This window comes from Streptococcus sp. FDAARGOS_520 (assembly GCF_003812685.1).
Taxonomy (GTDB): Bacteria; Bacillota; Bacilli; order Lactobacillales; family Streptococcaceae; genus Streptococcus; species Streptococcus agalactiae.
Map to the genome: position 1 here is coordinate 278,949 of NZ_CP033810.1, position 25,854 is coordinate 304,802.

At 35.1% G+C, this 25,854-nt stretch carries 19 protein-coding genes and 4 pseudogenes; 9 read left to right on the top strand and 14 right to left on the bottom strand.

Features of this window, described 5'->3' with window-relative positions; all coding sequences use genetic code 11:
* Positions 1 to 141: 141 nt before the first annotated feature.
* The 3 genes from glgP to EGX96_RS01435 form a co-directional block, all read right to left on the bottom strand.
* Complete coding sequence (gene glgP, locus EGX96_RS01425) at positions 142 to 2,406, bottom strand: glycogen/starch/alpha-glucan family phosphorylase (RefSeq protein ID WP_000197731.1); 2,265 nt, start codon at positions 2,404 to 2,406, stop codon at positions 142 to 144.
* A gap of 11 nt (positions 2,407 to 2,417) precedes the next feature.
* The gene (malQ, locus tag EGX96_RS01430; RefSeq protein ID WP_000745458.1) at positions 2,418 to 3,914 is read right to left on the bottom strand and encodes a 4-alpha-glucanotransferase; all 1,497 of its coding nucleotides are present in this window, start codon (positions 3,912 to 3,914) and stop codon (positions 2,418 to 2,420) included.
* Between the two features lie 120 nt (positions 3,915 to 4,034).
* A complete protein-coding gene (locus EGX96_RS01435) occupies positions 4,035 to 5,063 on the bottom strand; it encodes a LacI family DNA-binding transcriptional regulator (protein ID WP_000256312.1) in 1,029 nt (342 codons plus the stop codon).
* A gap of 255 nt (positions 5,064 to 5,318) precedes the next feature.
* Between EGX96_RS01435 and EGX96_RS01440 the strand changes: the two genes are divergently transcribed.
* The 4 genes from EGX96_RS01440 (at position 5,319) to EGX96_RS01455 (ending at position 10,573) form a co-directional block, all read left to right on the top strand.
* Complete coding sequence (locus EGX96_RS01440; protein WP_000414616.1) at positions 5,319 to 6,566, top strand: extracellular solute-binding protein; 1,248 nt, start codon at positions 5,319 to 5,321, stop codon at positions 6,564 to 6,566.
* Between the two features lie 97 nt (positions 6,567 to 6,663).
* Positions 6,664 to 8,034: a carbohydrate ABC transporter permease gene (locus EGX96_RS01445; protein WP_001035541.1), complete on the top strand. Its 1,371-nt coding sequence runs from the start codon at positions 6,664 to 6,666 to the stop codon at positions 8,032 to 8,034.
* On the top strand, positions 8,034 to 8,870 hold the full coding sequence (locus EGX96_RS01450; protein WP_001035401.1) for a sugar ABC transporter permease: 837 nt from the start codon (positions 8,034 to 8,036) through the stop codon (positions 8,868 to 8,870). The genes EGX96_RS01445 and EGX96_RS01450 overlap by 1 nt, the downstream gene beginning before the upstream one ends.
* Before the next feature lie 230 nt (positions 8,871 to 9,100).
* Positions 9,101 to 10,573 (top strand): peptide MFS transporter, encoded by a 1,473-nt coding sequence (locus EGX96_RS01455; protein WP_000416074.1) that lies wholly within the window; start codon positions 9,101 to 9,103, stop codon positions 10,571 to 10,573.
* A gap of 44 nt (positions 10,574 to 10,617) precedes the next feature.
* Here EGX96_RS01455 and EGX96_RS01460 read toward each other — a convergent pair.
* The 4 genes and pseudogenes from EGX96_RS01460 to EGX96_RS01475 all read right to left on the bottom strand — a co-directional run bounded on the left by EGX96_RS01460 (position 10,618) and on the right by EGX96_RS01475 (position 12,794).
* Positions 10,618 to 11,071, bottom strand: a pseudogene (locus EGX96_RS01460) (8-oxo-dGTP diphosphatase).
* Positions 11,072 to 11,154: 83 nt separating this feature from the next.
* Positions 11,155 to 11,343 (bottom strand): hypothetical protein, encoded by a 189-nt coding sequence (locus EGX96_RS01465; protein WP_000728848.1) that lies wholly within the window; start codon positions 11,341 to 11,343, stop codon positions 11,155 to 11,157.
* Between the two features lie 10 nt (positions 11,344 to 11,353).
* Positions 11,354 to 11,977: pseudogene (locus EGX96_RS01470) on the bottom strand (accessory Sec system glycosylation chaperone GtfB); the annotation flags it as partial.
* A gap of 13 nt (positions 11,978 to 11,990) precedes the next feature.
* Positions 11,991 to 12,794, bottom strand: a pseudogene (locus tag EGX96_RS01475) (IS5 family transposase).
* A 37-nt stretch (positions 12,795 to 12,831) separates the two neighbouring features.
* On the opposite strand from EGX96_RS01475, the pseudogene EGX96_RS01480 reads away from it, so the two are divergent.
* Positions 12,832 to 13,119 (top strand): annotated as a pseudogene (locus tag EGX96_RS01480) (helix-turn-helix domain-containing protein); the annotation flags it as partial.
* Positions 13,120 to 13,215: 96 nt separating this feature from the next.
* Here EGX96_RS01480 and uvrB read toward each other — a convergent pair.
* Together uvrB and EGX96_RS01490 are read right to left on the bottom strand one after the other, a co-directional pair.
* Entirely contained in the window at positions 13,216 to 15,207 is a 1,992-nt protein-coding gene (gene uvrB, locus EGX96_RS01485) for an excinuclease ABC subunit UvrB (RefSeq protein WP_000567072.1), read from the bottom strand.
* Positions 15,208 to 15,267: 60 nt separating this feature from the next.
* Entirely contained in the window at positions 15,268 to 16,188 is a 921-nt protein-coding gene (locus EGX96_RS01490; protein ID WP_001042316.1) for a CPBP family intramembrane glutamic endopeptidase, read from the bottom strand.
* 182 nt (positions 16,189 to 16,370) lie between these two features.
* Here EGX96_RS01490 and EGX96_RS01495 point away from each other — a divergent pair, with 182 nt between their 5' ends.
* From EGX96_RS01495 to EGX96_RS01505, 3 genes are all read left to right on the top strand, one after another.
* Positions 16,371 to 18,554, top strand: a complete 2,184-nt coding sequence (locus EGX96_RS01495) for an ABC transporter substrate-binding protein/permease (protein ID WP_000681005.1) — start codon at positions 16,371 to 16,373, stop codon at positions 18,552 to 18,554.
* Positions 18,554 to 19,294 (top strand): amino acid ABC transporter ATP-binding protein, encoded by a 741-nt coding sequence (locus EGX96_RS01500; protein WP_000818887.1) that lies wholly within the window; start codon positions 18,554 to 18,556, stop codon positions 19,292 to 19,294. The genes EGX96_RS01495 and EGX96_RS01500 overlap by 1 nt, the downstream gene beginning before the upstream one ends.
* Before the next feature lie 148 nt (positions 19,295 to 19,442).
* On the top strand, positions 19,443 to 19,793 hold the full coding sequence (locus EGX96_RS01505) for a hypothetical protein (RefSeq protein ID WP_000656279.1): 351 nt from the start codon (positions 19,443 to 19,445) through the stop codon (positions 19,791 to 19,793).
* Between the two features lie 91 nt (positions 19,794 to 19,884).
* Here the strand turns inward: EGX96_RS01505 and EGX96_RS01510 are convergent, their stop codons facing one another.
* Genes EGX96_RS01510 through EGX96_RS01520 form a run of 3 tightly spaced genes read right to left on the bottom strand, consistent with a single transcriptional unit; the run spans position 19,885 to position 21,571 of the window.
* Positions 19,885 to 20,043, bottom strand: a complete 159-nt coding sequence (locus EGX96_RS01510) for a hypothetical protein (RefSeq protein WP_000502594.1) — start codon at positions 20,041 to 20,043, stop codon at positions 19,885 to 19,887.
* A gap of 25 nt (positions 20,044 to 20,068) precedes the next feature.
* Entirely contained in the window at positions 20,069 to 21,382 is a 1,314-nt protein-coding gene (obgE, locus tag EGX96_RS01515) for a GTPase ObgE (RefSeq protein WP_000061665.1), read from the bottom strand.
* 60 nt (positions 21,383 to 21,442) lie between these two features.
* The gene (locus tag EGX96_RS01520; protein ID WP_000863865.1) at positions 21,443 to 21,571 is read right to left on the bottom strand and encodes a DUF4044 domain-containing protein; all 129 of its coding nucleotides are present in this window, start codon (positions 21,569 to 21,571) and stop codon (positions 21,443 to 21,445) included.
* Between the two features lie 196 nt (positions 21,572 to 21,767).
* Between EGX96_RS01520 and EGX96_RS01525 the strand changes: the two genes are divergently transcribed.
* A complete protein-coding gene (locus EGX96_RS01525; protein WP_000244040.1) occupies positions 21,768 to 23,009 on the top strand; it encodes an aminopeptidase in 1,242 nt (413 codons plus the stop codon).
* 33 nt (positions 23,010 to 23,042) lie between these two features.
* On the opposite strand, the gene EGX96_RS01530 is transcribed toward EGX96_RS01525, so the two are convergent.
* The gene (locus tag EGX96_RS01530) at positions 23,043 to 23,621 is read right to left on the bottom strand and encodes an LPXTG cell wall anchor domain-containing protein (protein WP_001865292.1); all 579 of its coding nucleotides are present in this window, start codon (positions 23,619 to 23,621) and stop codon (positions 23,043 to 23,045) included.
* 109 nt (positions 23,622 to 23,730) lie between these two features.
* The gene (locus tag EGX96_RS01535; RefSeq protein WP_000824615.1) at positions 23,731 to 25,773 is read right to left on the bottom strand and encodes an amidase family protein; all 2,043 of its coding nucleotides are present in this window, start codon (positions 25,771 to 25,773) and stop codon (positions 23,731 to 23,733) included.
* Positions 25,774 to 25,854: the final 81 nt, after the last annotated feature.

Sequence of the window (25,854 nt, forward strand, 5' to 3'; positions counted from 1 at the left end):
GAATATAAATACACATGCAATTAAATATTTAGAATAAGTTCTGCTCAGTTCTATTTTTAAAGTCTACGGACAAAAATAAATACTTATAGTTTTATTAGACAAGAAAAAAGTAAGGTTGAAAACCTTACTTTTAGAGACTTTTTAATTTGAATGCCAAATATCTTGATTATATTGTTCGATTGTACGATCTGATGAGAAGAACCCTGCTTTAGCAATATTGTGTATAACTTTCTTATTCCATGATTCATAATCTTCATAATCAGCAAGCACTTGTTCTTTAACAGCAATGTATTCTTTCAAATCAATCAATGTCATGAACCAATCTTTACCTACTAACTCATCATGCAATCTCTTTAGTCGTTCTGCATTACCGAGTGACACTATATCATCACTAATGATAAAATCAACAGCTTCACGAATTACTTTGTCTTTATCATAGTAATCTTTTGAACGATAACCAGATGTTTCATAAAGATTAATGATAGTATCAGAGTCTTTACCAAATGTGTAGATGTTCTCTTTGCCAGCTAATTCAGCTATTTCAACATTTGCCCCATCCATAGTACCAAGAGTAAGAGCACCATTCAACATAAATTTCATGTTACCTGTACCAGATGCTTCTTTGGAAGCCAATGAAATTTGTTCCGAAATATCTGTTGCAGGGATTAACTTTTCCGCTACTGTCACATTGTAATTTTCTACTAAATGGACATTAAGGTATTTATTAACTTCTGGATCATTATTAATTAATTCTGATAAGCAGAGAATTAAGTGAATGATATCCTGTGCAATAGTATAGGCTGGAGCAGCTTTACCACCAAAAATAACTGTTAATTTACGTGATGGGAAATGCCCACGTTTAATTTCTAAGTATTTATGAATAACATATAAAGCATTCATTTGTTGGCGCTTATATTCGTGGAATCGTTTGATTTGTGTATCAATAATTGAGTATTCATCCAATTCAATACCTTTATTTTCCTTAAGGTAACGTTTAAGAGCCAGTTTGTTTTTAAATTTAATAGCAGCTAATTTATCATGAACTTCATTGCTATCAGCATAAGTTAACAATTTTTCGAGCTGAGTCGCATCAGTAAGATAGCTATCCCCAATTAGTTCTTTCAAGTAATCTGCTAAATCTTGGTTAGCAAACTCCAACCAGCGACGGAATGTAATACCGTTTGTCTTATTGTTAAACTTATCTGGGTAAATATCATAGAAAACCTTTAATTCACTATTTTTAAGGATTTCTGTATGTAATGCTGCTACACCATTAACGCTTGTTGAGAAGTGGATATCCATATGCGCCATGTGAACACGTCCAGCTTCATCAATAATTTGAACCTCTGGATTTGTTTGCTCTTCACGAATCATTTGATCTAATTTTTTAATGATTGTTACTAGGTGGGGTACTACCTCATTAAGATACTCTAAAGGCCATTTTTCAAGAGCTTCTGCAAGGATGGTATGGTTTGTATAGCCAACCATATTGCGAACAACTGACACAGCTTCGTCAAATTCAAAACCATGTTTTTCTGTCAATAAACGAATCAACTCAGGGATGACCATAGATGGGTGAGTGTCATTAATTTGAACATAAGCATATTCAGCTAAATCATGAAGGTTTGAACCACGCTCGATTGCTTCATCAATTAATAATTGAGCAGCATTTGAAACCATGAAATATTGCTGATAGATACGTAATAATTCTCCATTTTTATCTGAATCATCTGGATACAAGAACAAGGTTAAATTCTTCTTGATTTCTGTCTTATCAAAAGTGATACCTTTTTCAATAAGGTTATAATCAAGTCCATCAATATCAAAAAGGTTCAAATAATTTTTAGTATCTTTCTTATAACCTAATACATCAATTCTATCTAGGCGTGATTTTAAAGTAAAGTCACGGAAAGGAACATCATAAGAAATATCTGTTGGTACTAACCAAGAATTATTCTCAATCCAGTAGTTAGCTTCTGCTTCTTGTTGATTGTTGCGAAATACTTGTTTGAAAAGCCCACAGTGATAGTTTAAACCAACACCTTCACCATTAATACCTAAAGAAGAAATCGAGTCAATAAAACATGATGCTAAACGCCCTAAACCACCATTACCAAGTGATGGTTCTGGCTCTACATCTTCTATTTCAGCAATTGATTTACCTACAAGTTCTAACTCTTTTTTGACATCTTTATAAATCCCTAAGTTAATCAAATTATTTGAAAGTAATTTACCAATTAGAAACTCAGCTGAAATATAGTATACCTTACGTTGAGAGCTATTTTTTGATTTAGCGGCAGCTTCTTCTTTTACAAAATTTAACAATTCAACGTAAATCTCTTCATTTGTTAATTCTGATAATACTTTTCCTTGTTGTCCAACGTAAGTTGTAAAATTTCTTGTCATGATAATATTCCTTATTTATTCCCTCTATTATAAATAGTTGTAATCTCTTTTAAGAATGCTTTGCGATTTTCTGTTAAGTCTTCTTTTCTCATACGCCATTGCCAGTTACCTCCAACGGTATTTGGCATGTTCATACGGCTATCTGCAGGTTTATCTAGTAGATCTTGCATACATGTAATCGTTGTTTGACTAACGGTTGCATACAAGGTACGCAGTACAGTCTCAGTAATGGGCTCATTTGGCAAACGACGCATGTAATTTTCTGCATAAGCTTTCTGTTCGACTGTAAGATTTTCAAACCAGCCATTAATAACTTCGTTATCATGAGTTCCAGCATATGCAATTGTATTTTCTGTGTAGTTATGAGGAATATCAATACTATTTCCTGTTGTATCATAAAAACCGAATTCCATGATTTTCATACCTGGGAACCCTGTTCCAGCCAGTAATCTCTCTGCTCTCTCATCAATATAGCCTAAATTCTCAGCAATAATAGGTAAATCACCTAATTTTTCTTTGATAGTTGCAAATAATTCTGGACCGGGAGCTGGTTGCCATGAGCCATCATTAGCTGTTTGATAATCTCCTCGAATTTCCCAATAATCTGAAAAACCTTTAAAATGATCAATACGCAAATAGTCATACATCTTAACACCAGATTGAATACGATAAATCCACCAGTCAAAATCTGACTCTTTGTGGTAATCCCAATTGTAAATAGGATTGCCCCAAAGCTGACCATCGTCAGAAAAATCATCCGCTGGTACACCAGCAATAGCAAGTGGTTGTTTGTCGCGATCTAATTTAAACAGTTCAGGCATTGTCCAAACTTCTACACTATCGGCAGAAACGTAGATTGGCATATCACCGATAATTTGAATCCCTTTATCATTAGCATATTCTTTTAACTCAAACCATTGTTTGTAAAAGAAATATTGCGTTACTTCATGATATTTTATCACTTCACTAAGCTTTTGACGATATCCTGCTAAGGCTTCTTCTTCGCGGCGTATAATAGCCTTGTCATCCCATTCTTGAAGCGCCTTATTACCAAAATGTTCTTTGATCGCCATAAATTCAGCAAAATCAGTTACCCATTTTTCTTCTTGCAAGAAATCAGATAGCATTCTCGTAGCTCTCTCTTCTTGCAAGAAATTTTTAACTGCTTTTTCTAAAACTGGACGGCGTTTTTCAAACAGACCAGCATAATCAACAACTTCTGGATCCTGTCCAAAACTAATATTTTGGTAGTCATCTTTCGAAATGAAACCTTCAAGCGTTAGCAAATCAAAATCAATTAAATGTGTATTACCAGCTACTGCAGAAAAAGACTGGTAAGGAGAGTCCCCGAAGCTTGTTGTTGTTAAGGGAAGAATTTGCCAAAATTTTTGATCAGTTTCGACCAAAAAATCAACAAAAGCGTAGGCTTCTCGTCCAAATGTTCCAATACCTAAATCACCTGGTAGAGAAGTGATGTGCATTAAGACACCACTTGCACGTTTTTTCATATTGATTCTCCTTTTCGATTACTTACTTTACTCCTCCATCTTAACGCAAGCGATTGCATAAGTCAAGCATAATTTAAAAAAACTTCTATCGAAAATTGATAGAAGTCTTTATATCATAGCTTAATTATTATTTTTAGAAATATCTCGGACACTTTCACGCTCTTCTAAAGTAAAAGGCACAATAATAGTCTCACTAAAGACTTTGTCTGGAGATTTAATGATGTCAATCAGACGACGAACGCTTGTCCTTCCTAGATTATTAACATTAATATCAAATGTGCTTAGGTAAGGATGAATCAGATGTGAGAAGAGAGAATTATTAAAGGTCATGATAGAAATGTCATCTGGAACTTTTAATTTATAGAAAGAAAGAAATTGCATTACTCTAACAGAGACAGTATCACCAATAACAATTAAAGCAGTTGTTTCTTCTTCTTTGACTCTATTTATAAATTCCTCTAAAACTTGCGGATTGCCTCTGTCAAATAAAAGAGCTGGCTTTTGGTTTAAACCTAACTTTCTAGCACCTTTAAAATACCCTAAATAGCGCTCTTCTGATACTTCTGAATTTAAATCATCTGTAACAAACTGGATGCTTTTATGTCCTTTTTTATAGAGATAATCAATGGCAGATTTCCCCATCAGCTGATTATCATTATCAATATAAGTAATCTCATTTTCATAGCCATTAGCAGCACCAACAACAACAAAGGGCAGTTTATATTTTAATAAATACTCTCTGATAGGATCTTTTTGATCCGAATAGAGAACAATAAAACCATCCACTCGTTTTTGTAGATGCATTAATTTTACTTGTTCTAACAACTCCTCAGAAGACATACTTGTTGCAATAGAAACTGTAAACCCATGCTCTTTTGCTTCATTAGTTGATGTAGAAAGAATCTCCATGAAAAAGGGTTCACTTAAGCGGTCTGGTAAAACCAGTGGAGGAAAAATAACTCCAATATTTTGCGTTAAACCACTAGCCAACATTTGTGCTGCAACATTAGGAACATAGCCCAGCTCTTCCATAGCTTTTTTCACGCGCTCTTTCGTCTTACTTGAAATAGATGCATTATCTTTTAGTACACGACTTACTGTCGATGGATTAACACCAGCTTTGGCAGCAACATCTTTTATAGTTACCATCCTACGACCTCTTCATTCTAATCATTTTATACCTTTTGGTATAGTCCTTTGTCTATTATACTCTAATCTAAGAAAAAAACAAACGTTTGCCTTCTCTGCAAATGTAATACTCTCACTAAAATAATCTTCTCATTTAGTATTAATTGATATTATTTTTTTATTTTTCTTATTTTTTTTAAAAAAAGACTTGACTTTTTTTGCAAACGGTTGCATAATATAGGTGTAATTAAAATATTCTCTAGGAGGAGAACCAAAATGGAAAAAAATACTTGGAAAAAATTACTTGTTAGTACTGCTGCTCTTTCAGTAGTTGCAGGAGGAGCAATTGCTGCTACTCACTCTAACTCAGTTGATGCTGCTTCAAAAACAACTATCAAACTTTGGGTCCCAACAGATTCAAAAGCGTCTTATAAAGCAATTGTTAAAAAATTCGAGAAGGAAAACAAAGGCGTTACTGTAAAAATGATTGAGTCTAATGACTCCAAAGCTCAAGAAAACGTAAAAAAAGACCCAAGCAAGGCAGCCGATGTATTCTCACTTCCACATGACCAACTTGGTCAATTAGTAGAATCTGGTGTTATCCAAGAAATTCCAGAGCAATACTCAAAAGAAATTGCTAAAAACGACACTAAACAATCACTTACTGGTGCACAATATAAAGGGAAAACTTATGCATTCCCATTTGGTATTGAATCTCAAGTTCTTTATTATAATAAAACAAAGTTAACTGCTGACGACGTTAAATCATACGAAACAATTACAAGCAAAGGGAAATTCGGTCAACAGCTTAAAGCAGCTAACTCATATGTAACAGGTCCTCTTTTCCTTTCTGTAGGCGACACTTTATTTGGTAAATCTGGTGAAGATGCTAAAGGCACTAACTGGGGTAATGAAGCAGGTGTTTCTGTCCTTAAATGGATTGCAGATCAAAAGAAAAATGATGGTTTTGTCAACTTGACAGCTGAAAATACAATGTCTAAATTTGGCGATGGTTCTGTTCATGCTTTTGAAAGTGGACCATGGGATTACGACGCTGCTAAAAAAGCTGTCGGTGAAGATAAAATCGGTGTTGCTGTTTACCCAACAATGAAAATCGGTGACAAAGAAGTTCAACAAAAAGCATTCTTGGGCGTTAAACTTTATGCCGTTAACCAAGCACCTGCTGGTTCAAACACTAAACGAATCTCAGCTAGCTACAAACTCGCTGCATATCTAACTAATGCTGAAAGTCAAAAAATTCAATTCGAAAAACGTCATATCGTTCCTGCTAACTCATCAATTCAATCTTCTGATAGCGTCCAAAAAGATGAACTTGCAAAAGCAGTTATCGAAATGGGTAGCTCAGATAAATATACAACGGTTATGCCTAAGTTGAGTCAAATGTCAACCTTCTGGACAGAAAGTGCTGCTATTCTTAGCGATACTTACAGTGGTAAAATCAAATCTAGCGATTACCTTAAACGTCTAAAACAATTCGATAAAGACATCGCTAAAACAAAATAGTACGTCTAGAGTAATGAGATGAGGTGAGTACTCTTCCTTTCAATTGAGAGTGCTTCCCATCTCTTATTTTGTAAAATAACAATTAAAGGAGACCATTATGAATAAAAAACTGATCTCACTTGATGGTATGTCCCTAAAAGAGGTCTTTCAAAAAGGTGATTTAGCAACTAAACTATCATTCTTAATTATGGGACTTGCTAACCTCAAAAATAAACAAATTGTCAAGGGACTTTTATTTTTAATCAGTGAAATTCTGTTTTTAATTACCTTTGTTTACCAAGTTATCCCAGCTGTAAAAGGTCTTATTTCCTTAGGGACCCAAGAACAAGGTATGACAACTAAAACTGTGGATGGTATTAAAATCCAAGTTGCGACACAAGGTGATAACTCTATGTTAATGCTAATTTTTGGATTAGCTTCGCTTATCTTCTGTTGCGTATTTGCCTATATTTACTGGTCAAACATTAAAAGCGCAGCACATTTATTGACCTTGAAAGAAGAAGGAAGAGAAATTCCATCCTTCAAAAAAGATATTAAAAGCTTGACAGATGGACGCTTCCATATGACTTTAATGTCTATTCCTTTAATAGGGGTGCTTCTATTTACAATCCTTCCGTTAGTTTATATGATTTGTTTGGCATTTACTAACTATGATCATAACCACTTACCGCCAAAAAGTTTATTTGACTGGGTTGGTTTTGCTAACTTCGGTAATATCTTTAGCGGGCGTATGGCCAGTACTTTCTTCCCTGTTCTATCTTGGACATTAATTTGGGCTGTTTTCGCTACTGTAACGAATTTCTTCTTTGGTATTATTCTTGCCTTACTAATTAATACAAAAGGTTTGAAATTCAAAAAGATGTGGCGTACTATTTTTGTTATTACCATGGCTGTCCCTCAATTTATCTCTCTCTTAATCATGAGAAACCTCTTAAGTGACGCTGGACCGGTTAACGCCTTGTTAATAAAATGGGGACTTATTTCTTCAGCACATCCCCTTCCATTCCTTTCTGATCCGGTCTGGGCGAAATTCTCAATCATCTTTGTTAATATGTGGGTTGGTATTCCTGTAACAATGCTTGTTGCTACTGGTATCATCATGAATTTACCTGCAGAACAAATTGAAGCTGCTGAAATTGATGGGGCGAATAAGTTCCAAGTCTTTCAATCAATTACTTTCCCACAAATTTTGTTGATTATGACTCCTACTTTAATTCAACAATTTATCGGAAATATTAACAACTTCAACGTTATCTACCTACTCACTCAAGGTGGACCAACAAACTCAACATACTACCAAGCAGGTAGCACCGATTTACTTGTCACTTGGCTATACAATTTGACAGTAACTGCTGCAGATTATAACTTAGCATCTGTTGTTGGTATCTTAATCTTTATTCTTTCAGCAGTATTTAGTTTACTAGCTTACACAAGAACAAATTCTTACAAGGAAGGGGCAGCTAAATAATGAATAAGAAAAAACGTCTTAACCTTACTTTTGTTTATATTTTATTGATAGTACTATCAATTATGTGGCTCTTTCCCATTGTTTGGGTCGTTCTCACAAGCTTCCGTGGTGAAGGAAGTGCCTTTGTCAACTACTTTATTCCTAAAACTTGGACATTAGACAACTACGCTAAACTCTTCACCCAAAACACATTCCCATTTGGTCAATGGTTCTTAAATACATTATTTGTCGCTACATGTACTTGTATACTATCAACTTTAATCACTGTAGCAATGGCTTATTCTCTCAGCAGAATCAAATTCAAACACCGTAATGGTTTCCTAAAGCTAGCTTTAGTCTTGAATATGTTTCCTGGGTTCATGTCAATGATTGCAGTTTACTACATCCTAAAAGCTCTAAATCTAGACCAAACATTAACCGCTTTAATATTTGTCTATTCTGCAGGAGCAGCATTAACCTTCTACATCGCAAAAGGTTTCTTTGATACTATTCCATACTCTTTGGATGAGTCTGCTATGATTGATGGGGCGACCCGTTTGGATATTTTCCTTAAAATCACCCTACCATTGTCAAAACCCATTATCGTTTATACTGCATTAATCGCTTTTATGGGCCCTTGGATGGACTTTATCTTTGCAAAAGTTATTTTAGGTGATGCTACGAGCAAGTACACAGTCGCTATTGGTCTCTTTTCAATGTTGCAACAAGATACCATCAACCAGTGGTTCATGTCATTTACAGCAGGATCTGTTATTATTGCAATTCCAATCACAATACTTTTCATGTTCATGCAAAAATACTATGTTGAAGGTATTACAGGTGGATCTGTAAAATAATCTTCAGATAATTTAAAGACACGACATTTTTATTTCACTGTGGTTTCTTTTCTAAAAAAGGCTTGGGTTCTATTGAATTCAAGCCTTTTTCTAAGCTAGATAGTTAAAAAACTTGGTTTACCAAGGGTGTTAACCTCTACAAAAAAATAACTTGATAGTGCTAAGTAATTTGACAGTTGCTTCTATTTACTATATTATTAATAGTGTTATCTACAAAAGGAGCGTTTTTCATGGAAAAAACAAAATCATTCTTTGGACATCCTCGTGGTTTGTCCACTCTTTTCTTTACTGAAATGTGGGAAAGATTCTCATACTATGGTATGCGTGCTATTTTGCTGTACTATATGTACTATAGTGTTTCTCAAGGTGGCCTTGGTATGGACAAGACTGTCGCTGCATCAATCATGGCTGTCTATGGTTCACTGGTTTATCTCTCATCAGTAATTGGTGGTTTTGTCAGCGACCGTATTCTAGGTAGTCGTAAAACTGTTCTGTATGGTGGTATTCTAATCATGCTAGGTCATATTGCTCTAGCTACACCATTTGGTCAAACAGCTCTATTCATTTCGATTGCTCTAATTATCCTTGGTACTGGACTATTAAAACCAAATGTATCAGAGATGGTTGGTAATTTATATGGAGAAAATGATTCTCGTCGTGATGCTGGTTTTAGTATCTTTGTTTTTGGTATTAACCTTGGTGCTTTTATTTCACCCATTGTAGTGGGGTACCTCGGACAAGAAGTAAATTTCCATCTTGGTTTCTCACTTGCTGCTATTGGTATGTTCTTTGGTCTCCTCCAATATACCTTAGATGGAAAAAAATATTTGACTGAAGAGAGTCTCAGACCAAACGATCCTTTAAGTCCTGAAGAAAAGTCCTCTCTATATAAAAAAGTTGGGCTTATCCTTATTGGTATTGTTATTGTACTTATTCTACTTCACTTGATGCATATGCTAACAATTGAAGTAATTATCGATATTTTTAGTATTATTGCAATCGCCATCCCAATTATTTATTTTATCAAGATTTTAAGTAGTAAAAAGATTTCTTCTGTTGAGCGTTCTCGAGTGTGGGCATATATCCCTCTCTTTATCGCCTCAATTCTATTTTGGTCAATTGAAGAACAAGGTTCAGTTGTCTTAGCCTTATTTGCAGATGAACAAACAAAACTTTACCTTAACTTCTTTGGGCATCATATTAATTTCCCATCAAGTTATTTCCAAAGTATGAACCCTCTCTTCATTATGCTTTATGTACCATTCTTTGCTTGGTTATGGGCTAAATGGGGAAGTAAGCAACCTTCATCACCTAAAAAATTTGCGTATGGACTTTTCTTTGCTGGAGCTTCATTCTTATGGATGATGCTACCAGGTTTACTCTTTGGAGTTAACGCTAAAGTAAGCCCTCTTTGGTTAACAATGAGTTGGGCTATTGTCATCGTTGGGGAAATGCTAATCTCACCAGTTGGATTATCAGCAACTAGTAAGCTCGCACCTAAAGCATTCCAAGCTCAAATGATGAGCATCTGGTTCTTAAGTAATGCTGCAGCACAAGCTATTAACGCTCAAATCGTTAAATTGTACACACCTGATACTCAAACTCTTTATTATGGTGTTGTTGGTGGTATAACAGTTGTATTTGGATTTATCCTCTTATTTTATGTTCCACGCATTGAAAAACTAATGTCTGGAGTTAAATAAAGACATCTAAAAAGAACTAGGTTACATTCCTAGTTCTTTTTTGTTTAATAAAATTTTCTTATAAAACCATCTTCAAGTCGCTTACTATAAAACATCTCTGAGATGTCATCTTCGTCAAATACTCTCAAAAGGTTAAGCATATCATATGCTAGTTCAATCTTATCAAGTTGTGAACGTTCAATCCATACAACATCACCTTCATCTGACGATTGTAATTCACCTGAAAAATCATATGTTTTATAAAGGAATACCAAATAGCGGATGCCTTCATCTGTGTACCAATGCTTCATACCAACTAATTTGGGATTACTTATTGTTAAACCTGTCTCCTCGTGAACTTCTCGAACGAGAGCATTCTCCTTCTTCAATATGGCCGCCTGGTAAAGCAGCTCCTGACCAAGAATAACGTTTAGGATCACGGATTTGCATCACAATACGTCCTTTATTATCTTCAATAAGACACATATTAGTTAAAATAACTTTTTGACTGCGTGACATTTTTTCCTCTAGTATATAAATTTAGTGATAGAGTTACAATACCATTTATTTATCAATTTTTCTACAAAATAAAGGATAGTAACTTAACTACTGTAGGTTAAGAAAAATCGAATAATTCCGATAATAGACATGATTAACCCTATTAAAATAGAAATAATCAGAATAAGCTGCATGTCAAATCGTTTTTTCTCTCTTTTTTCTTTAGGAATTTGATATCGCTCTTCAGATAGACGTTTATTAATACTCTCCTGAAGTAAATTCTTTTTTTTCAAAATTTTCCCCTTAATTAATTACAGATTGATACTGAGTAGAGCTTGAAACATGACAATCTTCAAGCTGCTGTTTTAATGCTTTTTCTATATTACATTTATTGCCAATTAGTGGCTGCAAGTGCGAAATAAATGTAAAAATATCTTTTTTTGGGAAAATATTTTTAGGTGATACAAAACGAATTTGATGACTAGTCTCTTCGAAAGCAAAAATTAACTGTTGATGTTCAAAAGCAGAGCGAACTGCTGATAATATCTCATTATGATGATTAATATCAAGATAAAAAGCACAAATATTTGATAAATATTGTATTTGATTTGTTGTGATATTTGGGTAGAGTACAACATTATCATATTTGCCAAAATTCATGAGATCACTAGACATCTCGGTCAAAGCACCTATGTTAAAAGTCAAATTAGGAAGAGAAGTCACTAAACTTTCTAATGCTTCGATTTGATCAGAATTCGTCAAAATAAGAGCTTGGTTATGTAATTTTTCTGTCTCTTTAAGAGGATACATAAATCCTAAAAAGCTAACTTGTTTTTGTTCTTCGTCAGTTAATAACCTCATAGCATTAGCATAAGCTTCATAACTTTGAATTACAATTTTAGTGTTTGGGGAAGGATTGTTCAATAGACTTCCTGCGAAACTAAAATCCTAGTTCACGGTTGATCATTCCAGCAATCAAATTCATTCGTAATCCAAACCGTTTGCGTCGATTTCGATAGGTTGTTGAAAATATTTTAAACGTTTTTACTTTGGCAAAATATTCTCAACCTTGATTCTCTCTTTGGATAGCGTATGGTTATAGGTTTTATCTTCAAGAGTTAGTGGCTTAAGTTTGCTTGATTTCCTCGGAGTTTGCGCTTGTGAATACATCTTCATGATCCCTTGATAACCACTGTCTGCCAAGATTTTAGCAGCTTGTCCGATGTTTCTGCGACTCATTTTGAACAACTTCATATCGTGGCAATAGTTCACTGCAATATCCAAAGAAACAATTCTCCCTTGGCTTGTGACAATCGCCTGAGCCTTCATAGCATGACATTTCTTTTTACCAGAATAATTCGCTAGTTGATTTTTTAGGACGATTGATTTTTACCTCTGTTGCATCCACAATCACCGTATCCTCAGCACTAAGATGAGTTTTTGAAATCGTAAAACCACTTTGAATAAGAGTTGATTCAACCCATTGACTTCGACGGATTAAGTTGCTTTCGTGAATGCCAAAATCAGCCGCAATTTGTTCATAAGTGCGGTATTCTCGCATGTATTGAAGAGTAGCCATGAGGAGATCTTCTAAGCTTAACTTAGGGGTTCGGCCACCTTTTGCGTGTTTACGTTGATAAGCTGTTTTTAACACAGCTAACATCTCTTCAAAAGTAGTGCGCTGAACACCAACAAGGCGCTTAAATCGTACATCAGTTAATTGTTTGCTTGCTTCATAATTCATAGAACTATTGTACCATATTTTGTTTCGCAGGAAGTCTAATAATGAAATTTTAAAAGACTATATTTTGCAATCCCTTTCAACAGATAAAATTAGATTTCATTCCTATTACTTATTGACAGATAATATTAGTCAAATATCGACCTTAAAACCCGATTTAATTATCACTAATCGAAAACTGTTTACCTATGTTACAAAGGAACTAGCTACAAATAGTTTAGTCGCTCATATTGATTACAACGATACACCCTCTCAAATCAGTAATATCCAAACTATTATTTCTAATATTAAAGAAGAAAAATATCGAAAAATCTTTGATAAAATATAACATCACCTACTGTATTCTTTTGATTTCAATTATTAATAAAACGACTAGAGCACTTCATTAACTACTCTAGTCGTTTTATTAATTCTGTTCATCGTATTAATCGATTGCTTTTAGTTCTAAGATAACATCTCGGATTTGTGCAGCTAGCTCAAAGTCCAATAATTCAGCTGCTTCTTGCATTTGCTGTTGAAGAGCTTTAATTTCAGCTTGCCTTTCTTTTTTAGATAAACTACTGTAATCGACAACTTTTTCAGGCTTATCGCTGTCATTACTTTTAGTAATAGCAATTAAATCACGGATTTCTTTTTTAATTGTTTGTGGCACAATTCCATGCTTTTCATTATAATCCATTTGTAAACGACGACGGCGAGCGGTTTCATCCATAGCTCTTTGCATAGAATCTGTTATTTTATCAGCATACATAATAACATGACCATTACTGTTACGTGCTGCACGTCCGATTGTTTGGATAAGACCACGCTCATTACGAAGGAAACCTTCCTTATCAGCATCTAAGATTGCAACAAGGGAAACCTCAGGAACATCTATTCCTTCACGTAAGAGATTAATACCAATTAAAACATCAAACACACCAAGTCGTAAATCACGAATAATCTCTGTACGTTCTAAGGTTTTAATATCGCTGTGCATATACTTAACTTTAACTCCCATTTCTTTGAGATAATCTGTTAAGTCTTCTGCCATACGCTTTGTCAATGTTGTAATAAAGGTACGCTCACCTTTTTCAGTCCTCAAATTGATTTCACCAAGCAAGTCATCCATCTGCCCCATACTTGGTCTAACTTCAACTTCTGGATCAAGAAGTCCTGTTGGCCGGATAATTTGCTCAACAACTGTATCTGTTTGCTCCATTTCATAGTCTCCTGGCGTTGCAGATACATAGACAATTTGATGGACATGGCTTTCGAATTCTTCACGACGAAGTGGACGGTTATCTAAGGCAGATGGTAAACGGAAACCGTAATTAACCAACATTTCTTTACGCGAACGGTCTCCATTATACATCCCTTTGATTTGCCCCATTGTCATGTGACTCTCATCAATCATAATCAAAAAATCTTCTGGGAAGAAATCTAACAAAGTAAAAGGTGGCTCACCTTCACTTCTACCATCCATGTGACGTGAGTAGTTCTCAACACCATTTGTATATCCCATTTCACGAAGCATTTCAATATCATATTCTGTCCTTTGTCGAATACGTTGCGCTTCAATCAATTTCCCTTCTTTTTCAAAAAGTTCTACTTGATTTTCCATTTCAGCTTGTATTTTTGAAATAGCTTCTTCCATATGTTCATCATTTGTCATAAAGTGTGTTGCTGGGAAAATAGCTAAATGTTCCACTTCTCCTAGCACACGCCCTGTTAACGATTCTATTTCTCTTATACGATCAATTTCATCACCAAAAAATTCAATTCGAAAGGCATGCTCATCACGACTCGCAGGAAAAACTTCTACAACATCGCCACGAACGCGAAATTTTCCACGTTGAAAATCAATATCGTTACGCTCAAATTGAATATCAACGAGATTGTTCAATAACTGATCACGTGAAATTTCTTGACCTGGCCTAAGGCTAACAACACTGTCTGCATACTCTTTAGGAGAACCTAAACCGTAAATACAAGAAACAGATGCTACAACAATAACGTCATTTCTTTCTAATAACGAAGAAGTCGCTGAGTGACGTAATTTGTCAATTTCGTCATTGACTGAACTATCTTTTTCAATATAAGTATCCGAAGAAGGCACATAAGCTTCTGGTTGATAATAATCATAATATGAAACAAAGTACTCTACGGCATTGTCAGGAAAAAATTCTTTAAACTCTCCATAAAGTTGACCTGCTAAGGTTTTATTATGTGCAATCACCAAGGTTGGCTTGTTAACTTGGGCGATAACTTGGCTCATTGTGTAGGTTTTACCAGTACCAGTAGCACCTTTTAAAATCTGAGCTTTTTCTCCTCCTTCAATATTGTCAACCAACGTTTCAATAGCTTGAGGTTGATCTCCCGAAGGGCTATATTTGGAAACTAATTTAAATCGGTTAGTATCTTTTCTATCTATCATTTCTTTACCTCGATTACTTTATTTTAACATAGAAAAAAGAAAAAGACTGAGCTGCAACACTCAATCTGTTTCTTCAGTCTTAATTAGCCATAGAAGGTATATAATTGCTGCTAAGAGAACAAAAATAGAAATCAAACTTCCTTCTATTCCGAATGCACCACCTGATATCCAGTCCGGTGCGTTTTCTTTAACGGTAAAATGCAAAAGAGATGCTCCTGCTTTCTGACCACTTACGGCAATACCATAGAGATTACCTTGGCTAAAATTCCAAGCTCCATGTAAGGCTGCAACACTCCAAATATTACCACTTTTAATCATATACAAGGACATTAAAACTCCCGAACATATAATACTTACAATAGAAAGAAAAGTGACATGGGCATTTACCAAGTGCAAAATGCCAAATAAAGTGGATGAGACCCCTATGGCAACAGCTAAATGAAAACGATGATTAATTAGAGGAAGAAGCCACCCTCGTGTTAGCAATTCTTCCGTACCGCTTTGAATAAGCCAAAAAGGAAGGAGAGTTACAACATAGAAAATCGTTGCCTTAGAAACATCATAGCTATGAAAGTCAAGTCCTCCCAATATATAAGCAGTGATGACAGAAATTGAAAATAGAATAAAACCTATACTCCAGCCTTTTATAAGTGACCACAGAGTTCTTTTAAACTTTGTAGAAAACCCCAATTCTGAAAAAGGTCTTTTTTCTACGAATTTTACCCAGATAAGCAAAAGGAATGCTGAAAAACTAAAGGTTCCTAATTCTCCATAGATATTATTAAATAAATTAATAAACTCAAAAAAAGTATAGGAAGAAAACTTATAGAGTACAGAAGACACTAGAACAATTCCCACACCACCTAGAGTTAGACCAACGAAAAAAAATAGGTATACCATAAAACAAGCAAATAACAATAATAGCCATGACGGCCAGTTTTTATAGACAGCGAACTGACTATTTAAAATCCTTTTATTCATAATAATCCTAAATCCTTTTTGTGTGATAACACTAGAACGATTATATCATAATACTAACTAAAGATATATATAAAATTAACATAACATACATGTTACGTTTTCTAACATAGAAATGACATTTTGTTGCTCTATCTTATTTATTTTGATATAATAAAACACATATTTATAAAAAGGAGATTTACATGAAGCACAAGTTAAAAGCTTTTACGCTTGCTTTACTCTCAATATTCTTTGTGTTTGGTGGAAAGGTCAGTGCAGAGACTGTGAATATTGTTTCTGATACAGCATACGCTCCATTCGAATTTAAAGATTCTGATCAAACTTATAAAGGAATCGATGTTGACATCGTTAACGAAGTCGCTAAGCGTGCTGGCTGGAATGTTAACATGACGTACCCAGGTTTTGATGCCGCAGTTAACGCTGTTCAATCTGGACAGGCAGACGCGCTAATGGCCGGAACTACTGTTACTGAAGCACGTAAAAAAGTCTTTAATTTCTCAGATACTTATTACGATACTTCCGTTATTCTTTATACTAAAAATAATAATAAAGTCACAAACTACAAACAACTAAAAGGAAAAGTAGTCGGTGTAAAAAATGGAACAGCTGCTCAAAGCTTCTTAGAGGAAAATAAATCTAAATACGGCTATAAAGTTAAAACATTTGATACAAGTGACCTAATGAATAACAGCCTTGATTCTGGTTCTATTTACGCCGCTATGGACGATCAACCAGTTGTGCAATTTGCGATAAATCAAGGAAAAGCTTACGCCATTAACATGGAAGGCGAGGCAGTTGGTAGCTTTGCATTTGCTGTCAAAAAAGGTAGTGGACACGATAACCTAATTAAAGAATTTAACACAGCTTTTGCACAAATGAAATCAGATGGCACTTATAATGACATCATGGATAAATGGCTTGGGAAAGACGCTACAAAAACAAGCGGCAAAGCAACAGGTAATGCCAATGAAAAAGCAACTCCTGTAAAGCCAAGTTATAAAATTGTTTCTGATTCTTCATTCGCACCATTCGAATATCAAAACGGTAAAGGGAAATATACTGGTTTTGATATGGAATTAATCAAGAAAATTGCTAAACAGCAAGGTTTTAAACTTGATATCTCAAATCCAGGTTTTGATGCCGCTTTAAATGCTGTCCAATCTGGACAAGCTGACGGTGTTATTGCAGGAGCTACAATCACAGAAGCACGCCAAAAAATCTTTGATTTTTCTGATCCTTATTACACATCTAGCGTTATCTTAGCGGTTAAAAAAGGAAGCAATGTCAAATCATACCAAGATTTAAAAGGAAAAACAGTTGGTGCTAAAAATGGTACTGCCTCATATACTTGGTTATCAGACCACGCAGATAAGTACAACTATCATGTTAAAGCATTTGATGAAGCATCTACAATGTATGATAGTATGAACTCAGGTTCAATTGATGCTCTAATGGATGACGAAGCAGTTCTTGCTTACGCTATTAATCAAGGTCGTAAATTTGAAACACCTATCAAAGGTGAAAAATCAGGCGATATCGGATTTGCAGTGAAAAAAGGGGCAAATCCAGAATTAATTAAAATGTTTAACAACGGTCTTGCTTCACTCAAAAAATCGGGTGAGTACGATAAACTTGTTAAAAAATACCTTTCCACAGCCAGCACCTCTTCAAACGATAAAGCTGCTAAACCTGTAGATGAATCAACTATTTTAGGGTTAATTTCTAATAACTACAAACAATTGCTATCTGGTATTGGAACTACTTTAAGTTTAACTCTTATCTCATTTGCGATTGCTATGGTTATTGGTATTATCTTTGGTATGATGAGCGTATCACCAAGTAATACTCTCCGCACAATTTCAATGATTTTTGTTGATATTGTCCGTGGTATTCCACTCATGATTGTGGCCGCTTTTATTTTCTGGGGTATTCCTAATTTAATCGAAAGCATCACAGGTCACCAAAGTCCAATTAATGACTTCGTTGCTGCTACTATCGCTCTTTCTTTAAATGGTGGTGCGTACATTGCTGAAATTGTACGTGGTGGTATTGAAGCTGTTCCTTCTGGTCAAATGGAAGCAAGTCGTAGTTTAGGTATTTCTTACGGCAAAACTATGCAAAAGGTTATCTTGCCTCAAGCAGTACGCCTTATGTTACCAAACTTTATCAACCAATTTGTCATCTCATTAAAGGATACAACAATTGTATCAGCAATCGGACTTGTGGAACTCTTCCAAACTGGTAAAATCATAATTGCACGTAACTATCAATCATTCCGTATGTATGCTATCCTTGCAATTATGTATCTTGTAATCATTACCCTTCTCACCCGTCTAGCAAAACGTTTAGAAAAGAGGCTTAAATAATGGCAGAATTAAAAATTGATGTCCAAGATTTACACAAGTCGTATGGGCAAAATGAAGTTTTAAAAGGTATTGATGCTAAATTTTATGAAGGTGATGTTGTTTGTATTATTGGACCTTCTGGTTCAGGAAAATCAACTTTCCTTCGCACATTGAACTTACTTGAATCAATCACAAGTGGAAAAGTTGTTGTGGACGGCTTTGAGTTATCAAACCCAAAAACAGACATAGACAAAGCACGTGAAAATATCGGAATGGTATTTCAACACTTCAATCTTTTCCCACATATGTCAGTTCTTGAAAACATCACTTTTGCTCCTATAGAACTTGGTAAAGAATCTAAAGAAGCAGCTGAAAAGCATGGGATGGAATTACTTGAAAAAGTTGGTTTAGCCGATAAAGCTAATGCCAAACCAGATAGTTTATCTGGAGGACAAAAACAACGTGTAGCTATCGCAAGAAGCTTAGCGATGAATCCAGATATCTTACTTTTTGACGAACCAACTTCTGCACTTGATCCAGAAATGGTTGGAGATGTTCTCAATGTTATGAAAGATTTAGCTGAACAAGGTATGACTATGTTAATTGTGACACACGAAATGGGATTTGCTCGTCAAGTTGCCAATCGTGTTATCTTTACAGATGGTGGTCGTTTCCTCGAAGATGGGACACCTGAGCAAATCTTTGATACACCTCAACACCCACGTCTCCAAGACTTCCTTAATAAAGTTTTAAACGTTTAATAAAAAAGATGACTTCGTGTCATCTTTTTTTATATCCTAATCACAAACAAATTATAATAGGATAAGTTTTCTTCTAAAATTAGCAAAACATCAGCTAGAATGTTTGAATAATGTTGCACAAGGGCTTTCAGTATGATAATATAGCAGTATGAAAGACTATATTAACAGAATATTGCACTTTATTAAAGAACATATGACTTATCATGTCAACTTTATAGATGACTTTTTAGATATTAAATGGGAAAAGGTGAGTAACATCCATTTAAGGTTTTGGACAACTATTATTGCTTATTTAGTTATTTTTATCTTAAGTATCTCTACCGTAATTCTTAACCTTGTACTTCTTTTTCAAGGATTCTTAACGCAAAACCCTATTATTTACTTACTATTTTTTATAACTTTAGTTTGTGCTTTTTATTTTGCTTATAAATTTATTACTTATACTCCAACCATTGTAAAAAATGCTCTTCAGTATATCAAAAAGCTCAAAAACGTTTAAAATAATAAAGTAATCTGTACCTTAACACTCTATCAATTATGTTTTAGAGTCTTTTTTCATACCAAAATAACTAAAAAGGATAGTTACTTAACTATCCTTTTTCTTTTGCTAATTTTTCGCGTTCTAAACGAAGTTTACGATTAGGATTTAATGTGTTAAAGAGTTCTTCTAATTTTTCAGCATTCCAGACATCGGCCGCTGAAACAAAATTCCCATCTTTATCACGAAATGATATCGGTTTATCTCCCATAAAAAACCTCCAATCAAGTACTGCATTAATCTACAAATTCAAATTCGAAGTTACCTATACGAACAATATCTCCATCCTTAGCTCCGCGCTCTCGAAGGGCTTCATCAACGCCCATACCACGTAACTGACGAGCAAATTTCATTATTGATTCATCGCGTTCCATATTTGTCATAACAAAGAGTTTTTCTAGCTTATCACCATACAATACCCACGTTGCATCATCATCACGTGTAATCTCAAATGGACGTTCATCTTCGTTAAATCCATAGTATGCTTCATCTTCTTGCATGTCAGTTTCGTCATAAAGAAGAAACTCTTCTGTATTGGCTAATAATTCAGCCGTCGCATCCATAAGGTTTTCTAGTCCTTGATGTGCTAAACTTGAAATTGGAAAAATCATAGGCATGTCATCAAACTCATCATAGTTTGCTGCTAATTTTTCTTTGAATGCTGCCAAATTCTCTTCTGAATCAGGCATGTCCATTTTATTGGCAACAATAATTTGCGGACGTTCCATCAATCGAAGATTGTAAGTTTCCAACTCATTATTAATTGAAACATAGTCATCGTAAGGGTCTCGTCCTTCACTTGCCGACATATCAATAACATGTAGAATAACACGTGTACGCTCAATATGTCTAAGAAACTGAGTTCCTAATCCGACACCTTGACTAGCCCCTTCAATCAAACCAGGAAGATCAGCCATTGCAAAGCTATCACCTGATTTTGTACGAACCATCCCTAAATTAGGGACAATTGTCGTAAAATGATAGGCACCAATTTTAGGCTTTGCTGCTGAAACAACACTAAGTAGCGTCGACTTCCCAACTGATGGGAAACCAACGAGACCAACATCAGCCAAAATTTTTAATTCTAATTGTAATTCACGTTCTTCACCAGGCTCCCCATTTTCAGCAATTTCAGGAGCTGGATTACGTGGGGTTGCAAAGCGAATATTTCCACGACCACCGCGGCCACCTCTGGCTACAACGAATTCCTGATCATGCTCCACAAGGTCGGTAATAACCTTACCTGTAGTAGCATCACGAACAGTTGTTCCAGGTGGTAATGACACAATAAGGTCTTCTGCACCTCGACCGTGCATACCTTTAGTCATCCCTTTTTCACCAGCTTTTGCTTTAAAATTACGGTTATATCGAAAATCCATCAAAGTTCGTAAACCTTCGTTTACTTTAAAAATGACCGATCCGCCTTTACCGCCATCACCGCCCCACGGGCCTCCATTGGGGACATATTTCTCACGGCGAAAAGCAACCATGCCATCACCACCGCGACCTGCCTTAACACTAATTTTGGCAGTATCTAAAAACATACTCATTTCTAAAATTCCTATTCTTTATTCTATTCAGTATAAAAAAACGCTTTACAGCGTTTCTCATTACATGATTGCACTAATAGCACCAAATACCAAACCACCAACTGTTACTAGTACCATCAAAATAACAACAAAAAGAGTTAGTTTTTCAAACCCAGTTTTTTTTCGTTGTCCGTTATCTCCAAAAGCCACTCATGTCACCTCATTTACTGAATATATAGTTAAGTCTATATTAACACGAAACGTCTTATTTCGCAAACTACAAACCGTTAGCTTAAATATATCTTTATTAAATCAATATATCTTTATTAAATCGCTTCCATATTTCCTTGTGCTTTATAAGAGTTTATGATAAATTATAAAAAATAGTAAATTTAAAGGAGCTAGTATGGTTTTACAAGATTTCGACAACCTTTTAAAAAAATATGCCCAATTAATTATTTCTAAAGGTTTAAATGTCCAAAAAGGGCACACTCTCGCTTTAACAATCGATGTGGAACAAGTCCACTTAGCAAGGCTTTTAACTGAAGCCGCTTATGAAAAGGGAGCAAGTGAAGTTATTGTTGATTATACAGATGATTTTATCACGCGCCAGCGACTACTTCATGCTTCAGACGAAGTTCTCACGAATGTTCCACAGTATACCGTTGATAAATCTTTAGCACTATTAAATAAGAAGGCTAGTCGATTAGTTGTGAAATCTTCTAACCCTAACGCTTTCGCTACTGTTGATCCTAAACGTTTATCTGAAACAACTAGAGCAACCGCTATTGCCTTAGAGGAACAAAGTAGAGCAATACAAGCTAATAAAGTATCTTGGAACGTGGCTGCAGCTGCTGGTAGAGAATGGGCTGCACTTGTCTTCCCAGAATTAAAAACAAGCGACCAACAAGTTGATGCTCTTTGGGATACCATTTTCAAATTAAATCGTATTTATGAAGATGATCCTATTGCTGCTTGGGACGCACATGAAGCTAAATTATTAGAAAAAGCTACTAGACTAAATCAAGAACAATTTGATGCTCTTCATTATACCGCACCAGGTACAGATTTAACGCTTGGTATGCCTAAAAATCATATTTGGGAGGCAGCCGGTAGTCTCAACGCTCAGGGAGAGACTTTTATCGCTAATATGCCTACTGAAGAAATCTTTTCAGCACCTGATTACCGTCGTGCAGATGGGTATGTGACAAGTACAAAACCTCTCAGTTATGCTGGCGTTATTATCGAAAATATGACATTTACCTTTAAAGACGGTAAAATTATCAATGTCACTGCAGAAAAAGGGCAAGAAACAGTCCAACGCTTAATCGAGGAAAATGATGGGGCAAGATCGCTTGGGGAAGTTGCACTTGTCCCACATAAAACACCAATTTCACTATCTGGACTGATTTTCTTTAATACTTTATTCGATGAAAATGCCTCTAATCACCTCGCTATTGGAACTGCATATGCCTTCAATGTAGAAGGAGGAACAGAAATGACAAGTCAAGAATTGGATGAAGCTGGTTTAAATCGTTCTTCAACACATGTTGATTTTATGATTGGTTCAGAACAAATGGATATTGATGGTATTCGTGCAGATGGAACTGCTGTCCCAATCTTTAGAAATGGCGAATGGGCTATTTAAATATAAAAAGGAGGTTAGTCCTCCTTTTTATATTTAATAAAGTTTCATTTTCTTATTGTAAAAACTTAATGATAACAGAATAATCCCTCCCGTAGATGCTATTACAGTATCTGAGTGGCTATCTCCTGTTTTAGGAAGTTCCTTTTTAGGCTTACTGTGGCCTTTTTTCCCATCATTTGCTTTTGAAGATGATGATTCATCGCGATCCACTTCTTCTTGATCACTACTTGCTTTACTAAAATTCTTAATACTATCTTCTGAAATTAATACTTTTGTTCCACTAGAAATATCCTTATTATTGCCAATTTCTGTCTTCGTTCTACCATCAGGCTTGTTCTCTTCACTAGGTGAGGGTTGCGATGGTTCTGTTGTAGGTGGATTAGTTGACGGATTTGTTTCTGGTTCACTTGATGAACTCGATTCATTTTCAGAAGAAGAACCAGTACTAGACTGGTCTAGTTCATCTGATCTTTTCTCCTCAGATAAGGTCGTAGTCACGACACTCGTGTCAGTATTCTTATCACTTGTATCAGCATAACCGATTGATGAATAAGTAGCACATGTTAAGACAGTAAGTGCTACCATCGTTAAAATCTTATTTTTCACTTTCATATTATTTCCTATTTTATAATTCCTTACATCTTCATTATAATTTATTACAACATAAAAATCGAAAATATGATACTAAAAAGTGAAAAATAGGAATTATTTTACATTACAATCAACTTTTCTGATTCTTTTTTGTTACAAAGCTAAAACAAGCTAATAAAAGGGTTACTACTAAAACTGGAGATAGGCTTGATTCTGTATCACCTGTTTTAGGAAGTGCTTTTTGATATGCCATTACGGATGGTTTATTTTTAACAGACGATTTCATCCATTTTTTAGAGATAGATACTTGAGTAACTTGTGAATTTTCTTCTAAATTTACTAATGATGAATGAGCTTTAAAGAGGGAGTTAGTAGGCTGTATTAGGCCAGTAGATGGTTTCACTTCTTTATCTATTATTCTTTGCCATTTAACATTAAAACCATGATGTTTTTCAAAGAAAGTTGCAAATTTAATTAATACCATATCATAGTTTGCACCTGCCATTAACATCGTCCCTATGGGTAAACCAGACTCAGATAAGTAAGTCGGGATACTGATAGCTGGGAGTCCTGTCATATTAGCAATTTGTGTAAAAGGTGTTCTACGCAACATAGGCTCCCACTGGCGATTAAAGAGAGCAATTCTTTCTTCTTGGCTCAAGTTTTCCATATTATAAATCGCTCTTTTATCTTCCTCTGTTACATATGGATCTGTATTTAGAGGGGCTAAACTTGCGGTCGTTGGCGATAAGAAAATAGGAAATTGCTTGTGAAGCTTCTCCATTGCCTTACGATAATCATCCATATGTTTTTGGGCTTCCATAATAGATTTCTTAAGTTCAGCCTTATCTGAATTTTGATAAATAACATGAACTGCCCAAGTAATAGGATCAACGTCTTCTTTAGTAAAACCATGTTTTTTTAAGTCTTTTTCAATTGTTGAAAAAGCTCCTCCCATGCCAATAGCCAAGGTTGAATAATCACGCATTAATGCTCTACCATCAATTGGTAAGTCTATCTCTGTTACTTTGAATCCTTGTTTTCTTAAGAATGTGACGTTGTCCATAATAGCGTTTTTAGCATCTTGACTAACTTCTGTTCCCATTGGTGATTTCAAAGTATAAGCAATTGGTAAAGATTTTAAATCATTAACTGATACTAGCGTTTGATCGCTTTTCTTTAGATAAGTTAATAATGTTTCTGCGTCTCTAGATGACTTAGTTAATGGAAAATGAACTGCTGTACTATACGAATCTGGCTTTTCATTACTCACCAATCCTCTTGTTGGTTTTAAACCTACCAAGCCCGTCCAAGAAGATGGAATACGGATAGAACCACCAGCATCACTACCGCTAGCAATTGGCGTCATTCCGCTAGCAATGGCTGCTGCACTTCCACCAGAAGAGCCACCAGCATTATGAGCAAGATCCCAAGGATTATGCGTTAGACCGTATAATTTAGAATCTGTTATATTACGCCACCCATACTCTGGAAAGTTCGTTTGTCCTAAAATAATAAATCCTAAATCTTTATATTTTTTGACATAGCTACTGTCAAATGTGCTAATTTTTCCATCTGCATAGATCAAGCCATTATTGGTTTCACCACCTTTAATACTGTGCCCTAACCCCTTGACTAACAAGGGAACACCTAAAAACGGCTGATTGGTATCTTTAAGTTTTCTAGCCTCTTCAATAGCTTCTTGGCGTCTAGTAGTAATGACTGCATTTAAAGATGGGTTTTCTTTAGCAATAATATCGTATGCCATATTAACGAGTTCCTCACTAGTAACTTGACCACTTCTCACCATGTTGGCTAAATCTTGACCATCTTTTTGTTTGTAAGTCTCTTCAGTTAACTTAGTAGAAGTACTCTCAACGACAGGACTTGATTGAGTTGTTTTTAAAGCATCTGGAGCTGAAATATGATGAGGCGTGTCAACTGTTGTAAGCGCCGCAGAATTATCTGGTTTTACTTGACCTATTACAGATTGTCCTGATTCTGATACAAATTTTGCGGTAGGATTACTGTCATTAGTTTGAACGATAGTATTTGTAGTAGGAACTACTGAAGCACTTGTCTCAGTACTATTAGCATAGATACTGCTAGTATTCATTGCAGCAGCTAACGTTAAAACCGTCACCGTATTAAGAATAAAGTATTTACGTTTCATTTGATCTTCCAATCTAAAAAAGTATACGTTTACATTATAATCTAAGTGTTATCAAATTGCTAAAATATTAACTGTTGTTTT